The sequence below is a fragment of the Seohaeicola sp. genome (genome assembly GCF_048006315.1).
Lineage (GTDB): Bacteria > Pseudomonadota > Alphaproteobacteria > Rhodobacterales > Rhodobacteraceae > Seohaeicola.
This window is the reverse complement of sequence record NZ_CP180350.1, coordinates 1,339,066-1,352,130: the sequence shown is the minus strand read 5'-3', so window position 1 is coordinate 1,352,130 and position 13,065 is coordinate 1,339,066. Positions and strand designations below refer to the sequence as shown.

Sequence of the window (13,065 nt, the reverse complement as noted above, 5' to 3'; positions counted from 1 at the left end):
CGCAAACATGAAACAGATTTCTCCCTCGACAACAGCGGTGATCTGCGCCACCGGCACTTGAATTCATCATAAACACCACGCCGAAGGGGTCCAGCATTGAATCCAAAATCCGTGAAACTGTCACCAGGTCTTTACCTTGTGTCCACGCCGATCGGGTCCGCGCGCGATATCACGCTGCGCGCCCTGGACGTTCTGGCAAGCGCCGACGTGCTGGCGGCGGAAGATACGCGAACCCTGCGCAAGCTGATGGAAATACATGGTATTCCGCTTGGGGACCGTCAGGTCCTGGCCTATCACGACCACAATGGCGCACAGATGCGGCCGCGCCTGCTGGAGCAGATGGCCCAGGGCCGCAGCCTTGCCTATGCATCCGAGGCGGGCACGCCCATGGTGGCCGATCCGGGATTCGATCTGGCGCGCGCGGCGCGCGAGGCGGGAATTGCGGTGACAGCGGCGCCGGGGGCCTCGGCGGTGATCACGGCGCTGACCATCGGCGGCCTGCCGACGGACAGGTTCTTTTTTGCGGGTTTCCTGCCCAACAGCGCCAGCCAGCGCAAGACCGCCCTGCGCCGGTATGCCGATATTCCGGGAACACTTGTCTTCTACGAATCGCCAAAGCGGATCGCGGCCATGCTGCGAGACTGCGCCGAGGTCCTGGGCGCTGACCGCAAGGCCGCGCTGTGCCGCGAACTGACCAAGAAATTCGAGGAGGTGATTTCCGGCACGTTGCAAGAAATCGGCGATGTCTGCGCCGAAAGAACCCTCAAGGGCGAGATGGTCGTCCTGATCGAGCGGAAGTCTTCGGAGAATATTAGGGAATCTGATGTAGACCAGATGCTCAAGGAGGCGCTGAAGGACAAATCGGTGCGCGACGCGGCGGATGAGGTGTCGGCACGGACAGGTCTTGCGCGCAGGCAGGTCTACCAGATGGCCCTCAAGCTGGAGCAGGGTGAATGACGATACGCTTCGATCCGACAGGGCAAATTGTGCGGCCGGTACAGCTTGACCTGCCGCTGCCCCTGCCTGAATCGCCTTGCCCGTCCGTTCCGCTGCAGGCAGCAGGAGAATCGGGCCCGTCCTCCGCGGTGCGATCGGCCCGTCGGGATCGTGGCCGTCTGTCGTATCTTTCGGGACTTGCCGCCGAAGACACCGTTGAAAAAGCCTATCTGCGCAAGGGCATGGCGCTGGTGGCCCGCCGCTGGCGCGGAACGCGCGCGGAAATCGACATGATCTTTGCCGATGGGTCTGCCTTGGTCTTTGTCGAAGTTAAGAAAAGCCGCAGTTTCGACGCTGCGATCAGGTCGCTTGGCCGTGCCCAATGCGACCGCATTCTGGAAGCGGCCACGGAATTCCTGGGCCGGACCGATCGTTCGCAAATGACCGAAATGCGTTTCGATCTGGCGACGGTCGACCAGGCCGGCGCGATCGATATCCTGGAAAACGCCTTCGCGCTTGAAGGCTGAGACCTGCGGCAGCGGGTGTTGCCGCGCGACCCGCGCGCGCCCCGACTGGCATTTCGGATTGTCTCGCCGCTTGGGTTGCGCCATGTAAAGGCTCTATCCTCAGGGGAGCCGGACATGAAAATCGCCTTTCAGATGGACCCGATCGGGCCGATCAACATCAATGCCGACAGCACGTTCCGCCTGATGGAGGAAGCCCAGGCTCGCGGTCATGATCTGTTTTACTACACGCCTGACCGTCTGGCCTACCAGGAAGGTCGAATCACGGCGCGGGGCTGGCCGGTTACCGTGCAGCGCGTGCAGGGTGATCATTACACTCTTGGCGCGGAGGCCGAGGTGGACCTTGCGGAGTTCGACGTGGTCTGGCTGCGGCAGGACCCGCCCTTCGACATGTTCTACATCACGACCACGCATCTGCTGGACCGCATCCACCCCGGAACGCTTGTCGTGAACGATCCTTTCTGGGTGCGCAATTCCCCCGAGAAACTGCTGGTTCTGAATTTCCCAGATCTGACCCCGCCCACAACGATCGCGCGCGATCTTGCGACGATCCGCGCCTTCAAGGATCGTCATGGCGACGTCATCCTCAAGCCGCTTTACGGCAATGGCGGCGCGGGGGTGTTCCGGCTGACCTCGGACGACCGCAACCTGTCCTCGCTGCATGAACTTTTCACCGGGTTCAGCCGCGAACCGCTGATCGTGCAGAAATACCTGCCCGATGTGACCAGGGGCGACAAGCGCGTGATCCTCGTGGATGGTGAACCCGTGGGCGCGATCAACCGTGTGCCCGCTGCCGGGGAAACCCGGTCCAACATGCATGTGGGCGGGCGCCCCGAAAAGATCGGGCTGACCGAACGCGACCTCGAGATCTGTGCACGCATCGGTCCGGTGCTGCGCGAAAAGGGGCAGGTTTTCGTGGGAATCGACGTGATCGGCACCTGGTTGACCGAGATCAACGTGACCTCGCCGACCGGCATCCAGGAACTTGAACGCTTCGATGGCGTCAATATCGCCGCACGCATCTGGGAACGGATCGAAGCAAGGCGCGCCTGATCCGGATCAGGCTTCCCTGACGCCGACAAGCCGGTAGCTGGCCGCTTCGGCCACATGGACACTGGCGACATCCTCGGCCCCTTCAAGGTCAGCTATGGTGCGCGCGACCCGCAAGACCCGGTGATAGCCGCGCGCGGTCAGGCCGAAGCGGTCCGCGATCCGCCCCAGAAGTGCCCTGCCGGCGGCGTCGGGTGTCGCGATCCGGTCGAGCACGGCCCCCTCGGCATCGGCATTCAGGTGCATGCCCGCCACCTCGGCATAACGTGTGGCCTGGATCTTTCGCGCCGCGGCCACCCGCGCTGCCACCTCGGCCGAACTGTCGCCCGAAGCGGGCAGGTCAATGTCGGTATAGGCGACAGGTGGCACCTCGATCCGCAGATCGAAGCGATCCATCAAAGGGCCGCTGATCCGTCCGATGTAATCCTCGCCGCAGATCGGCGCGCGGGTGCAAGCCCTTGCCGGATCGGTCAGATAGCCGCATTTGCAGGGATTGGCGGCCGCCACCAGCATGAAGCGGCAGGGATAGCGCACATGCGCATTGGCGCGCGCCACCATCACTTCACCGGTTTCGATCGGCTGGCGCAGGGTTTCCAGCACGCCGCGGGGAAACTCGGGAAATTCGTCCATGAAGAGCACGCCGTGATGCGCAAGGCTGATCTCGCCGGGCCGGGCCGTGCGGCCCCCGCCCACGATCGCGGCCATGGACGCTGTGTGATGCGGCTCGCGGAAGGGCCGCGCCCGTGAAATGCCCCCCTCGTCCAGCAGGCCCGCCAGTGAATGGATCATCGAGGTTTCCAGCGCCTCGGCCGCCGACAGGGGCGGCAGGATGCCGGGAAGGCGCGCGGCCAGCATCGATTTGCCCGATCCGGGGGTGCCCATCAAAAGCAGGTGATGCCGCCCGGCGGCGGCGATTTCAAGCGCCCGCTTGGCGCGTTCCTGACCCTTCACATCGCGCAGGCAGCGCGCGTGAGTCTCGCCCGTGACCTCGCCCGGTTCGGCCGGAAGAATGGGGGATTGCCCGGTGAAATGGCGCACCACATCCATCAGGCTGGCCGCCGCGATGACCTGGCAGCCGCCAACCCAGGCCGCCTCGGCGCCAGAGGCGCGCGGACAGACAAGGATGCGGTCCTCCTCTGCGGCGGTCATGGCTGCGGGCAGGGCCCCCAGCACGCCCACAAGAGAGCCGTCCAGCGACAATTCCCCCAGCGCCGTGGCACCTTCCACCGCATCCGGGGGCAGGATCTCGAGCGCGGCCAGCAATGCCAGCGCGATCGGCAGATCGAAATGGCTTCCTTCCTTGGGCAGGTCTGCCGGCGACAGGTTCACGGTGATCCGCTTGCTGGGCAGGGCGATTGCCATGGCGCTCAACGCCGCGCGCACCCTGTCGCGCGCCTCGGACACGGCCTTGTCCGGCAAGCCCACTACGGAAAACCCCGGCAATCCCGGCGTGACGGCACATTGCACCTCGACCGTGCGGGCCGAGACACCTTCAAAAGCCACCGTATAGGCGCGCGCCACCATCCCTGACCCCATCCTTCACCATGGTTAATGGCTAGGATGTTTTTCTTTCGGAATGATTAACGCCCCACGTCGCGCGAACTGCGTGATCAGGGCAGGTGGTTGATCCGCAGGGCCCGCCATGATCCGTCCTCAAGATGCAGTTCGGTCAGCGACAGGTTGTCGATCCGATGCGAGAACGCCTCATAGGCGCCGATTTGTAAGGCCTGCTGCACCTGGGTCAGGATCACGCCGAAATGCGCCACGGCAATGATGTCACGGCCCGGATGCGCTGCGATCAACCGCGACACGCTGCTGTCGACCCGGGCCGACACCTCGTGCCAGCTTTCGCCGCCGGGAGGGCGGATGTCGCCGGGATTGTCCCAATAGGCCCGCAGACGGGCCTGATCCTCGACCTCGTCGAAGCGCGCAAGCTCCCATGCGCCGAAATGGATCTCGCGCAGGTCCGGGTCATGCGGCAGGCGATGCCGCCCGTTTGCAATGGCATCGGCCGTCGCCGTGGCCCGCACCAGGTCTGACGAAATCACGATGGCATCCTGCGGCAGGGCCTTGGACAGCCGCGCCAACTGCGCGCTATCCGACAGGTCAGCCGGAAGATCGGACCAGCCCACCATGGATTTCGCATGTGTCGGACCATGACGCACCCAGAAAAAACGGCTCATGACGCCTGCCCCGGCATCTGGCCCTTCAAGACAAGTGGAAGGCCCGCCATGACCGCCACCACGAGGGCCGCCCGTGCCGCAAGCCTCTGGTTCAATTCGCCCTGCGCCTGCCGAAAGCGACGCGCCAGGGCGTTTTCGGGAACAACGCTCATGCCTATTTCATTGCTGACCACCACCACGGGTGCGGCACAGGCGTCCAGCGCTGCGAACAGCGCGGCCTCTTCGGCGTCGAGGTCATGTTCGGCCAACATCTGGTTGCTCAGCCAAAGGGTGGCGCAATCCAGCAGGACCGCCTGATGCGGCCTTGCCCCTGCAAGGACGGGCGCCAGGTCCAGCGGGGCCTCATGCGTCAGCCATCCATCACCCCGGGTTGCACGGTGGCGCGCGATCTTGACGCGCATCTCGTCGTCCCAGGCCTGGGCGGTGGCCAGGTAGACGGGCGCTTGCCCGCTGTTCAGGACCAACCTTTCCGCAAAGGCGGTTTTCCCCGAGGCAGCCCCACCCAGAACCAGTGTCAGCTTTGGTAGCATTGCAGAGTCATCTTTTTTGATCCGATCGGTTTTTGCCTGCGTATCAAATCACAAGACAAACAAAAACGGCCTACCTAGCGCCCTTGGCGTGTGAGGCCACAGTTAGGGGGTAAAAATGGCACTTGATGCACCAAATGACATGACCCTGTCGCGCAAAGCCATGAAGGCCGAGCTTCTGGATGCCGAGACAGAGCTGAAACTGGCCTATGCATGGCGCGATCACCGTGACGAGGCGGCGCTTCACCGCCTGATCACCGCCTATATGCGCCTTGCGATTTCGATGGCATCGAAGTTCCGCCGCTACGGCGCGCCGATGAACGACCTGATCCAGGAGGCCGGGCTTGGCCTGATGAAGGCCGCCGACAAGTTTGACCCCGATCGTGGCGTACGCTTTTCGACCTATGCGGTCTGGTGGATCAAGGCCAGCATCCAGGATTACGTGATGCGCAACTGGTCCATGGTCCGGACCGGGTCGACCTCGAGCCAGAAATCCCTGTTTTTCAACCTGCGCCGCGTTCAGGCCCGGCTTGAGCGCGAGGCACAAGCGCGCGGCGAGGAACTGGATCGTCATCAGATGCGCCAGATGATCTCGACCGAGATCGGTGTGCCCCTGCACGATGTCGAGATGATGGAAGGCCGTCTGTCGGGATCGGATTTCTCGCTGAATGCCACCCAATCCTCCGAGGATGAGGGACGCGAATGGATCGACACGATCGAGGATGAAGGCAGCCAGGCCGCCGATATCGTCGAGACCGCACATGACACCGCCGCGCTGCGCAACTGGCTGCTGGATGCGCTGGCCGCGCTGAACGACCGCGAGCGGTTCATCGTGCGCGAGCGTAAACTGCGTGACGATCCGCGCACACTTGAAAGTCTGGGCGAAGAACTGGGACTGTCCAAGGAGCGGGTACGCCAGCTGGAAGCCGCGGCTTTCGCCAAGATGCGCAAAAAGCTGGAAAGCCAGTCGCGCGAGGTGCAAGACTTCCTCGCATGAGATGTCTTGCCCTGATCGCTGCAATCCTTGCCGGGCCCGCTTTCGCGGGCCAATTGCCGTCTGGGGTCATGGAACGCGCGGCAACCGCCCCGGTGATCATCATCGGCGAGGTGCATGACAATCCGGGCCATCATGACGCGCAGGCCGCGATTGTCGCCCATGTCCGGCCCGCCGCGATCGTCTTCGAGATGCTGACAGCCGAACAGGCGGCGCGCGTGACGCCGCAGAACCGCAACGACAAGGAAATGCTGGCCGATGTGCTTGGCTGGGCAGATAGCGGCTGGCCCGATTTCGACATGTATTACCCGATCTTCGCGGCAGCCCCCGATGCCGCTGTTCTCGGGGCCGCCGTGCCCCGCGACGCCGCCCGCGCCGCGATGCAGGCGGGCATTGCCGAGAGTTTCGGTGATGACGCAGCTGATTACGGCCTCACCACGGCCTTGCCCCCCGATCTGCAGGCCGCGCAGGAAGATCTGCAGCAGCAGGCGCACTGCAATGCCATGCCGCCCGAGATGCTGCCGATCATGGTGGACCTGCAGCGGCTGCGCGACGCGGTGCTGGCCCGCGAAACCCTGAAGGCGCTGGCGGTGACGGGCGGTCCGGTTGTCGTGATCACCGGCAATGGCCATGCCCGCGCGGATTGGGGCGTGCCCGCCTATATCGCGGGGCTGCGCCCTGATCTTGAGGTCTTTACCATCGGCCAGCAGGAAGACGGCACCGGCACCCCCGGCGACTTTGATGCGCTGATCTCGTCCCCTGCGGTGGAACGGCCGGATCCCTGCCTGCAGTTCCGCAGCAAGGGCTGAAAATCCGGTCATCCGGCGCGGCCTTGTCAGGGGGCGGCGCTGGCCATACTGTCGGCGCATCTGGCGGAGGCGCGGAACATGCTGGCAGGCAAACGAATTCTTCTGATCATCGGCGGCGGGATCGCCGCCTACAAGTCGCTTGATCTGATCCGTCGCCTGCGCGAACGCGGCGCGGCGGTCACGCCTGTGCTGACAAGGGCGGGCACGGAATTCGTGACACCCCTGTCGGTTTCGGCGCTGGCGGGCGAGAAAGTCTATACAGATCTGTTCGACCTGACGGACGAGGCCGAGATGGGCCACATCCAGTTGTCGCGGGTCGCCGATCTGGTTGTCGTGGCTCCCGCGACCGCCGATCTGATGGCCAAGATGGCCCATGGCCATGCCAATGACCTTGCCTCGACCTTGTTGATGGCGACGGATACGCCGGTGCTGATGGCCCCTGCGATGAACGTCCGCATGTGGGAACATCCCGCGACGCAGCGCAACCTGGCGCAGCTTCTGGGCGATGGTCTGCGTGTTGTCGGCCCGAATGCGGGCGATATGGCCTGTGGCGAATATGGCCCGGGCCGCATGTCGGAACCGCTTGAAATCGTGGCGGCGATCGAAACCGCGCTGGGGCAGGGGCCATTGACCGGCAAGCGCATCCTTGTCACCTCGGGCCCCACCCATGAGCCGATTGATCCCGTGCGCTATATCGCGAACCGCTCTTCGGGCGCGCAGGGCACCGCGATCGCGCGCGCATTGGCGTTGCTCGGGGCCGAGGTGGTCTTTGTCACCGGCCCTGCCGATGTGCCCGCGCCTCAGGGTGTAAAGGTCGTCCGGGTCGAGACGGCGCAGCAGATGCTGACGGCGGTCGAGGCCGCGTTGCCCGCCGATGCGGCCGTCTTTGCCGCAGCCGTGGCGGATTGGCGCGTGGCCTCATCCTCTGGCTCGAAGATCAAGAAGGATGCAGGCCGCCTGCCGGTCCTGGAATTCGCCGAAAACCCCGACATCCTGGCAACTGTCAGCCAGCGCAAGACGGATCGCCCGCGCCTTGTTGTCGGCTTTGCAGCGGAAACCGATGATGTCATCGCCAATGCCACCGCCAAGCGGGCGCGCAAGGGCTGCGACTGGATCGTTGCCAATGACGTCAGCCCCGCAACCGGGATCATGGGCGGCACCGAGAATGCCGTGCATCTGATCACGGTCGAGGGGCGCGAGGACTGGCCGCGCATGTCCAAACAGCAGGTTGCCGCGCAACTGGCCGCCCGGATCGCGCAGGCGCTGGTCTGACCCGTCGCTTTACCGTGCGCAGGTCAGGGCCTTGGTCAGATCCTGCCGACGGTCCAATGCGCCAAGGTCGCGGCTGACCAGCCCGTCGTCCTGCCAGCTCACCGCGACGATACGGCGCCAGTCACCCGAGGCGAGAATGGCCTCGACCCGGCCATCGCAATTGCGCACCCCGCCTGCGATGTTTTCCTCTCCGATCCGATGATTGGTCACGCCCCGCAGCGCGCCGCGCAACACAAGTCGATTGCCCTCAAGCCCTACAAGACGCATCGTCTTGCCCAGATGCGGGGTTTCCACATAGGCGATCTCGACCGCGCCATCACCGGTGAAATCGCCGATCCCGAAAGGGGCAAGCCAGCGGAACCGCGTGCCGATGAAATCGGTGCTGGCCAGCAGCTTGAGGTCCGGCGCACCTGATGCGGTCTGGCCCAGCTCCCATGCGGTCAGTCGGGCGCCCTTGGTTTCGTGGCTTTGGACCACGACGATCTCGGGCTGGCCATCGCCAGTAATGTCCCAAAGACGGGGGGCCGCATCCTCGAACACAAGGGGCGCGTCCAGCGTGACACGCAGCCCCACGCGGGGCTGCGGGCAGCCCTCACATACCTGTGCGCTGACGGTCATGCTGGTGAAGGCGGGAATATCGCCCAGCACATTGTGCGGATAGCGATCGGTTGGCCCTGACAGGCTGGCCGCGACAGGCCAGGGCAAGGGGGCGCCTGCCGGCGGTGCCACACCCGTGACGGATACCTCCGGGGTTTGCGCAAACGATGGAAGTGCAGAAAGCTGTGCCGCAAGAATTGTGCAAGAATAAAAAAAAGAGCGGCCATGAGCCGCAAGTCATTGCGCATATTGATTCCCGTTTTGATCATTCTTGCAAAGCCTGTGTTTCGTTGCGCCGGGGGCGGCTGGGTGTCTCATGGTCATGCCGCATCATGTCCGGCCCTCGACGCCTGCAACGTGGGGCGGCTGCGGCACCTCCATGCCAGATGCATTTCGGAAAAATGGCGATGGTTGTTACCGCATGATCCGGATCTGTCCCCCACTTGTCCAGCGGGATGCCCCCTGATGCCTTGCAACGCGGGGCCTTTCGGTTATGTCTTCTGGCAAGGCCGCCTGCCAGTCATGGTATCATGCGGCGCACCGCCCGGTTCCGCAGGCGCGATCCGGGCTTTCACGACGATCAGGGCAAGAGGCGCCACATGCTGACCATCCGCTGCACCAGGACGCCAGAGGCGGATCCCGATCTGCCCTTGCCCAGCTATGAAACGGCCGGGGCCGCCGGGGCGGACCTGCGCGCGAATTTTCCGCTCGATCAGCGGGATGGTGCCACCCTTGCCCCCGGTGCAAGGATGCTTGTCCCGACCGGCCTGCGCCTTGAGATACCTGACGGCTACGAGGTGCAGGTCAGGCCGCGATCGGGCCTTGCGCTGAAGCATGGCATAACCCTGCCCAACAGCCCCGGCACCATCGACAGCGACTATCGCGGCCCTCTGGGGGTAATCCTGATGAACGCGGGGACCGAGCCGTTCCACATCGCCCATGGCGACCGGATCGCGCAGATGGTGGTGGCCCCCGTTCTGCGCGCTGCCTTCGATCTGGTCGACACGCTGGAGGCATCCGCGCGCGGGCAGGGCGGCTTCGGCTCGACCGGGCGGGGCTGACATATGGCGCTGGTTCTTGTCATGGCGGGCGTTCTTTGGGGGATAGGTGCCTTCATGGGCACGCCGCGCCGCATGCGCTGGATCATGATCGCATTCCTGTGGGTCGGGGTCGTGGTGATCCACCTGACCTTGCCGGACAACGCGCCCCTGCGCCTGTCGACAGGGGGCAGTGCTGCGCCCTGGTTGCTTCTGGGCGGCTTTGCGGTGCTGGTGCTGGCCTATCGCGCGGTCTTGTCGCGCCTGCGGGCGCGTGCAGATGACACGGCAGCGATCCCGCAGGATGCAGCACCCACAGGTCCTTTTTCGGCAACCGAACTTGACCGCTATGCCCGCCATATCGTGTTGCGCGAACTGGGCGGCACGGGTCAGCGTCGCCTGAAAGAAGCGAAGGTGTTGGTCATCGGCGCGGGTGGGCTGGGATCGCCTGTTCTTCTTTACCTGTCGGCGGCAGGCGTCGGCACGATCGGCGTGATCGACGACGACAGCGTGGACAATTCCAACCTGCAGCGGCAGGTGATCCATACCGATGACCGCATCGGCATGCCCAAGGTCTTTTCCGCCGAGGCCGCGATGCGCGCGCAGAACCCTTTCGTGACGGTGCGCCCCTACAATCGCCGCCTGACGGCCGATCTCGCTTCCGATCTTTTCGCGGAATATGACCTGATCCTGGACGGCACCGATGACAGCGCGACGCGCTACCTGGTCAATGCGACCGCCGTGGCGCTGGGCAAGCCGCTGATTTCGGGCGCGTTGTCGCAATGGGAAGGGCAGATCGCCCTCTTCGACCCCGCGCGTGGCGGGCCCTGCTATCAATGCATCTTCCCCGAAGCCCCCGCCGCCGGTCTGGCCCCCTCTTGCGCCGAAGCCGGCGTGATCGGCCCCCTGCCGGGGGTTGTCGGATCCATGATGGCGCTTGAGGCGATCAAGCTGATTACCGGCGCCGGGCAGGACCTGCGCGGGCGCATGCTGATCCATGACGCGCTTTATGCCGAACACCGCACCATTCGCCTGCACAGGCGCGATGACTGCCCTGCCTGCGCCGCATCCCGACCTGTAGGAGTGACCACCGATGACCAACCCGCTGCTTGAGACTTGGACCACGCCCTTCGGGCTGGCACCGTTCGACCGGATCGCGGATACCGATTTCGCCCCTGCCTTCGACGCCGCCCTTGCAGCGCACAAGGCCGAGATCGACGCGATAGCCGCAAACCCGGCAGCCGCCGATTTCGACAATACCGTTGGCGCGCTTGAAGCGGCAGGCAAGGAACTCGATCAGGTCCTGTCGGTCTTCTATACCGTGGCCGGGGCCGACAGCACGCCTGCGCGCGAGGAATTGCAGCGCGCCTTCTCGCCCCGTCTGGCTGCGCATTCCGCCGAAATCACCGCCAACAAGGCGCTTTTTGCGCGCGTGGCCGACCTTTGGGCGCGCCGTGACGACCTTGACCTGACCGAAGAGCAGCAGCGCGTCCTGATGCTGACGCATCGCGGATTTGTGCGGTCCGGTGCGGCCCTGTCAGGGGCCGAGGATGCGCGCATGGCCGCCATCAAGTCGCGCCTTGCCGTGCTGGGCACGCAGTTCACACAGAACCTTCTGGCAGATGAGCGGTCATGGATGCTGCCCCTGTCCGAGGATGATCTGGAAGGTCTGCCCGGTTTTCTGGTCTCGGCGGCCCGCGCCGCAGGCATGGAAAAGGGCGCGGATGGCCCGGTCATCACCCTGTCACGCTCGCTGATCACGCCCTTCCTGCAATTCTCGCCGCGCCGCGAGCTGCGCGAACGGGCATGGCGCGCCTCGGTTGCGCGCGGTGCCAACGGTGGGGACACGGACAACCGCGCTATCGCCGCTGAGATCCTGTTGCTGCGCGCCGAACGCGCGGCCCTGCTGGGGTATGACAGCTTTGCCGCCTACAAGCTGGAAACAGAAATGGCCCGCACGCCCGATGCCGTGCGTGATCTGCTGATGGCGGTCTGGACCCCGGCCCGCGCGCAGGCCGAAGCGGATGCCGCCGTTCTGGAACGCATGATGCATGAGGACGGGATCAACGGCGATCTGGAACCATGGGACTGGCACTACTACGCCGCCCGCCGCCGTCAGGCCGAACATGATCTGGATGAGGCGACGTTGAAGCCCTACCTGCAACTGGACCGCATGATCGAGGCATCTTTTGCCTGCGCCAACCGGCTGTTCGGGCTGGAGTTCACGCCGCTGGACCTGCCGCTCTACCATCCCGACGCCCGCGCATGGGAGGTGACGCGCGGCGGCCAGCACGTGGCCGTCTTCATCGGCGACTACTTCGCGCGCGGATCGAAACGCTCGGGCGCATGGTGCTCGGCGATGCAGTCACAGGCGAAATGGCCCGAGGTGCGCCACCCCATCGTGATCAACGTGTGCAACTTCGCCAAGGGCGATCCCGCGCTTCTGTCCTATGACGATGCGCGCACGCTGTTTCATGAATTCGGCCATGCCCTGCACCAGATGCTGTCGGATGTGACCTATCCGTCCATCTCGGGCACATCCGTGGCGCGCGATTTCGTGGAATTGCCCAGCCAGCTTTACGAACACTGGCTGGAAGTGCCGGAAGTGCTGGCCGAATTTGCCACCCATGCCGAAACGGGCCAACCCATGCCGCGCGACATGCTGGACCGGCTGCTGGGGGCTGCGACCTTCGACATGGGGTTTCAGACTGTCGAATATGTGGCCTCGGCCCTTGTCGATCTGGCGTTTCACGAAGGCACGCCGCCCGCCGATCCCATGGCGAAACAGGCCGAGGTTCTGGCCGAACTGGGGATGCCGCGCACCATCGCGATGCGCCACGCGACACCGCATTTCGCGCATGTCTTTTCCGGTGACGGTTATTCCAGCGGCTATTACAGCTACATGTGGTCCGAGGTGATGGATGCCGACGCCTTTGCCGCCTTCGAGGAAGCAGGCAGCGCCTTTGACCCCGAACGCGCCCAGGCGCTTGAGGCGTTCATCCTGTCCACAGGCGGATCGCGCGACCCGGCAGAGCTTTACACTGCGTTCCGTGGCCGCCTGCCGGGGGTCGAGGCCCTGCTGAAAGGCCGCGGACTGGCCGCCTGACATAAAAAAGGCCCCGGGTTTCCGGGGCCT

14 protein-coding genes are annotated in these 13,065 nt (G+C 64.6%); 10 read left to right on the top strand and 4 right to left on the bottom strand.

The genetic code is table 11. The annotated features are described in order from the left end of the window. Positions 1 to 96: 96 nt before the first annotated feature. The 3 genes from rsmI (at position 97) to gshB (ending at position 2,513) form a co-directional block, all read left to right on the top strand. Complete coding sequence (gene rsmI, locus ACMUJL_RS06855) at positions 97 to 957, top strand: 16S rRNA (cytidine(1402)-2'-O)-methyltransferase (RefSeq protein ID WP_068287506.1); 861 nt, start codon at positions 97 to 99, stop codon at positions 955 to 957. A 128-nt stretch (positions 958 to 1,085) separates the two neighbouring features. Continuing rightward, positions 1,086 to 1,463, top strand: coding sequence for a YraN family protein (locus ACMUJL_RS06850; protein ID WP_375569441.1), 378 nt, complete (start codon positions 1,086 to 1,088; stop codon positions 1,461 to 1,463). 114 nt (positions 1,464 to 1,577) lie between these two features. Next, on the top strand, positions 1,578 to 2,513 hold the full coding sequence (gene gshB, locus ACMUJL_RS06845; protein WP_375569443.1) for a glutathione synthase: 936 nt from the start codon (positions 1,578 to 1,580) through the stop codon (positions 2,511 to 2,513). Between the two features lie 6 nt (positions 2,514 to 2,519). Here gshB and ACMUJL_RS06840 read toward each other — a convergent pair whose 3' ends face one another. From ACMUJL_RS06840 to cobU, 3 genes are all read right to left on the bottom strand, one after another. After that, positions 2,520 to 4,034, bottom strand: coding sequence for a YifB family Mg chelatase-like AAA ATPase (locus tag ACMUJL_RS06840; RefSeq protein ID WP_375573986.1), 1,515 nt, complete (start codon positions 4,032 to 4,034; stop codon positions 2,520 to 2,522). A gap of 86 nt (positions 4,035 to 4,120) precedes the next feature. Next, positions 4,121 to 4,693: a histidine phosphatase family protein gene (locus tag ACMUJL_RS06835; RefSeq protein WP_068287513.1), complete on the bottom strand. Its 573-nt coding sequence runs from the start codon at positions 4,691 to 4,693 to the stop codon at positions 4,121 to 4,123. Continuing rightward, entirely contained in the window at positions 4,690 to 5,223 is a 534-nt protein-coding gene (gene cobU / locus ACMUJL_RS06830) for a bifunctional adenosylcobinamide kinase/adenosylcobinamide-phosphate guanylyltransferase (RefSeq protein ID WP_375569446.1), read from the bottom strand. Before cobU ends, ACMUJL_RS06835 begins: the two co-directional genes overlap by 4 nt. 115 nt (positions 5,224 to 5,338) lie before the next feature. On the opposite strand from cobU, the gene ACMUJL_RS06825 reads away from it, so the two are divergent. From ACMUJL_RS06825 to coaBC, 3 genes are all read left to right on the top strand, one after another. After that, complete coding sequence (locus ACMUJL_RS06825) at positions 5,339 to 6,217, top strand: RNA polymerase factor sigma-32 (RefSeq protein ID WP_068287517.1); 879 nt, start codon at positions 5,339 to 5,341, stop codon at positions 6,215 to 6,217. Then, positions 6,214 to 7,023: a ChaN family lipoprotein gene (locus tag ACMUJL_RS06820; RefSeq protein WP_375569448.1), complete on the top strand. Its 810-nt coding sequence runs from the start codon at positions 6,214 to 6,216 to the stop codon at positions 7,021 to 7,023. The genes ACMUJL_RS06825 and ACMUJL_RS06820 overlap by 4 nt, the downstream gene beginning before the upstream one ends. Positions 7,024 to 7,101: 78 nt before the next feature. Then, positions 7,102 to 8,295, top strand: a complete 1,194-nt coding sequence (gene coaBC / locus ACMUJL_RS06815; RefSeq protein WP_375569450.1) for a bifunctional phosphopantothenoylcysteine decarboxylase/phosphopantothenate--cysteine ligase CoaBC — start codon at positions 7,102 to 7,104, stop codon at positions 8,293 to 8,295. 9 nt (positions 8,296 to 8,304) lie between these two features. Here the strand turns inward: coaBC and ACMUJL_RS06810 are convergent, their stop codons facing one another. Continuing rightward, on the bottom strand, positions 8,305 to 9,000 hold the full coding sequence (locus tag ACMUJL_RS06810; RefSeq protein ID WP_138176643.1) for an FG-GAP repeat domain-containing protein: 696 nt from the start codon (positions 8,998 to 9,000) through the stop codon (positions 8,305 to 8,307). Positions 9,001 to 9,059: 59 nt separating this feature from the next. Here ACMUJL_RS06810 and ACMUJL_RS06805 point away from each other — a divergent pair, with 59 nt between their 5' ends. From ACMUJL_RS06805 to ACMUJL_RS06790, 4 genes are all read left to right on the top strand, one after another. Continuing rightward, positions 9,060 to 9,317, top strand: a complete 258-nt coding sequence (locus tag ACMUJL_RS06805; RefSeq protein ID WP_416914200.1) for a hypothetical protein — start codon at positions 9,060 to 9,062, stop codon at positions 9,315 to 9,317. A 174-nt stretch (positions 9,318 to 9,491) separates the two neighbouring features. Beyond that, positions 9,492 to 9,953, top strand: coding sequence for a dUTP diphosphatase (dut, locus tag ACMUJL_RS06800; protein WP_375573988.1), 462 nt, complete (start codon positions 9,492 to 9,494; stop codon positions 9,951 to 9,953). Positions 9,954 to 9,956: 3 nt separating this feature from the next. Next, positions 9,957 to 11,042: a HesA/MoeB/ThiF family protein gene (locus ACMUJL_RS06795; protein ID WP_375569452.1), complete on the top strand. Its 1,086-nt coding sequence runs from the start codon at positions 9,957 to 9,959 to the stop codon at positions 11,040 to 11,042. Continuing rightward, positions 11,023 to 13,035 (top strand): M3 family metallopeptidase, encoded by a 2,013-nt coding sequence (locus ACMUJL_RS06790; protein WP_375569454.1) that lies wholly within the window; start codon positions 11,023 to 11,025, stop codon positions 13,033 to 13,035. The genes ACMUJL_RS06795 and ACMUJL_RS06790 overlap by 20 nt, the downstream gene beginning before the upstream one ends. Positions 13,036 to 13,065: the final 30 nt, after the last annotated feature.